Below are 3,361 nucleotides of genomic sequence, written 5' to 3'. Positions count from 1 at the left end.
AATAGCTGTCCCGGTCCGCACTTTCGATTAAAATCGAGGGAGGACTACGGGCCCTGCAGGGGCGTGGCTTACCCTGGCAATCAAAGCGACGGCCAACGTCGCGCTGACCCCGTTGAGGCCTGGACGTACCATGACAGCCGCGCGTTCCGATTCCTCCTCCACGATGCGATATCCCGTGGTCTTTCTGTTTTTTCTTTTTGTGCTCGGGATTTTGCCCGGGTGGCTGTCGGTGGGTTCCACCTCGCACCGGCGTGAAGCCAGCGAAGAACCGCTTTCCCAACCGCCCGTTGCGCCTGGAAAGACAGCCCAGGTCCAGAATCTGGCGCAACAACCAGAATCTCCTGCCCCGATGCCACTCGGTGGGGGAGTCCTGTCTCCGCGCGAAAGCATGCTGGCCGACGGGGCGTCGCCCTCCGCATCGCCCGGCAGAATCGCTCCACCCACCGAGGATGAGTTCCCCGCCTCCGTGGCGAAAAGTCGGGAAGCCCTTCTTGAGGAAGCAAAAATGGTGGCCACTTCGGCGGTCCAGCGCTATCCGCAAAGCCCGCTGGCACTGGCCATCCTGGCCACCTGGCAAATGCTGACAAACCAGGACAATGAGGCGGAACAAACCTGGCGGAAAGTCCTCGCCATGGACAACCGCTTTCTCGATGCATACGAGGCCCTTATCCAACTGGCGACCAAACGCCAGGATTACGAGGAGATCGTCCGCCTGGCACGGTCAGTTGTGGAGTTGGCACCGAATCAGGAATTCGGATATCTTCACCTGGCCGAGGCGTTAAGCGCCCAGGGAAAAGACGAAGAGGCGGTGGCCGTCCTCGAGGAGTATGCGTCCCTCACTCAAAATGTGTCGCTCAAAGTTCAGAAACTTCGGATAAAGATCCTTTTACGATTGGGGCGATACGCCGAGGCGGAAAAGCTCCTGGACGCCATCCCCGCCCAGCTCGCTGACACTGAATTGGCCCGGCTCCGCGCCGACCTGGCCGCTGCCCAGGGCGATCCCGACCGGGCGGAAAAGTATCTCCAACAGCTCGAAACCGCGACCCCACCGAAAGAGCCCGCCACAGAGTCAACCGCGGGCACCAGGCTCCCCCCCGAGATCAAAAAACTGCTGGCGGACGTCGCTCTGCTGGAAACCAAAGCGGCCAAAATGTACTACGTTTACCGCGACTTCATTCGCACGGAGATTTATCTGCGTCGGGCCATCGCCCTTGATCCCAACTGCCGTGAGGCTCACCGAGCGCTGGTCGCCTTTTACCAGGAGCAGAAGCGTTACTCGCAGATGGAAAAAGCGCTGGAAGAGTGGCTTCGTGTGGAACCGGACAACCTCCAGATTTACGTGGGTCTGGCAAGCTGCTACGGTGGACGCCGCGACTTCGAAAAAACGGAAGCAATCCTTCAGGAGGCAGTGCGTCATTTTCCGGAAAACCCCCTCCCACTGGCCATGCTGGCCAGACTCTACATAGATGCCCGGCGCAAAACCGAGGAAGCCGTCCCGCTGGCGGAAAAGGTCATCAAGCTCCAGCCCATTGCCGTCAACTATCAACTTCTGGCGGAAGCCCTGGAGGCCGTGGGCCGAATTGACGAGGCCCTTGAGGCCATCGAGCAGGCCATCAAGCTCGACCCCAACCAACCATTTTTTGCGACCGTCCAGCAGCGTCTCCTGCAAAAAGCCGGCAAAAAGCCCGCTCCAGTGAAAGAAGGGAACACGGGGTAGTCCGCGGTTTATCGGCACGCTATCATGCAAGCGCCGTTCTCCGGCCTTGCCTGGCTGGACCGCCAATCACAATCAGACTTCGGGTTATTGGGGAGGATCACTCATGACCATTCGCATGTATTCATACGGTATTGTCGGATGGCTAGCGATTGCTGGTGGATTGGTCTTCCAGGGTGCGGCTGCCGGAGAGACGCCGGATCAGCGACCGAACATCCTTTTCTGCCTCGCCGATGACTGGTCCTATCCTCATGCGAGTATCTATGGCTGTCGCTGGGTGAATACGCCCGGCTTTGACCGCGTCGCAAAAGACGGGATCCTCTTCACCCGAGCTTACACCCCGAACGCCAAGTGTGCTCCCAGCCGGTCCATCATTTTGACAGGGCGAAATTCCTGGCAGCTTAAAGAAGCGTGCAATCACGTGTGCGAGTTTCCCCTGGAATTCAAGGTGGTCACCGAAGTTCTTGAAGAACACGGGTATTTTGTCGGCAAAACAGGCAAAGGATGGGGCCCCGGTCGGGCAAGGGATGCCAACGGACAGCCCCGACCGCTGACTGGTCGATCCTTTGATCGCCGTGTGACCAAGCCGCCCACTTCCGCCATCTCACGCAACGACTACGCCGCGAATTTCGCCGATTTCCTTTCCGCCTGTCCTAAAGACCGCCCCTGGTTCTTCTGGTATGGATCCACAGAACCGCACCGGGCCTACGAATTCGGGAGCGGCCTGCGCTTGACCAACAAACGACTGACCGACGTGGACTGGATTCCCTCCTACTGGCCAGATAATGACACGGTTCGCACCGACCTGCTCGACTATGCCTATGAGGTCGAATACTTCGACAAACATCTTCAAAGGATGCTGCAGATTCTCGAAGAAAATGGCCAGCTGGATAACACCGTCGTCATTGTCACCTCCGACAACGGTATGCCCTTTCCCCGAGTCAAAGGCCAATGCTACGAGCTTTCCAACCACATGCCACTGGCCATCATGTGGAAAAAGGGCATCGCTCGTCCCGGCCGGGTTGTTGACGACATCATCAGTTTCGCTGATTTCGCCCCGACATTTTTGGAACTGGCGGGCATCGACCCATCGCAGTCGGGAATGGCTCCTATCAGCGGGAAGAGTGTCCTCAACATCCTCACCACTGAACGGTCCGGTCAGGTGGATCCTCAAAGGACGTTTGTACTGGTGGGAAAGGAACGTCACGACGTGGGACGTCCTCATGATTGGGGCTACCCGATTCGCGGTATCCTGGAAGGCGACTGGCTGTACCTGCGCAATTTTGAGCCTGATCGTTGGCCCGCGGGTAATCCCGAAACCGGCTATCTCAACTGCGACGGTAGTCCAACCAAGACGGAGATCCTCCATGCTCGGCGGGAAGGCCGGAACGTTTCCTGGTGGCAGGCCTGTTTTGGAAAAAGACCCACCGAGGAACTCTATAACATCAAGGAAGACCCCGACTGTGCGAGGAACCGGATCGCCGATTTTCCGGAGGTCGCCCGCCGGCTGGCGGAGAAAATGGAAAAACGTCTCCGCGAGGAGGGTGATCCCCGTATGTTCGGACAGGGCTCCGTATTCCAGCAGTACCCCTATGCTGATCCCCAAACGCGTCATTTCTATGAACGCTTCATGAGCGGGGAAAAACT

Annotated in this window: 2 protein-coding genes; both read left to right on the top strand. The window is 58.2% G+C overall.

The features are described from left to right. Positions 1-130: 130 nt before the first annotated feature. Positions 131-1,717 (top strand): tetratricopeptide repeat protein, encoded by a 1,587-nt coding sequence (locus H5U08_RS13400; protein ID WP_297033987.1) that lies wholly within the window; start codon positions 131-133, stop codon positions 1,715-1,717. Between the two features lie 103 nt (positions 1,718-1,820). Beyond that, positions 1,821-3,361, top strand: a 1,541-nt coding sequence (locus tag H5U08_RS13395) for a sulfatase (protein ID WP_297033983.1), incomplete at its 3' end; no start/stop codon positions are given.

The organism is Thermogutta sp., from assembly GCF_014359955.1.
GTDB lineage: Bacteria > Planctomycetota > Planctomycetia > Pirellulales > Thermoguttaceae > Thermogutta.
This window is presented reverse-complemented; position numbering and strand designations above follow the sequence as displayed.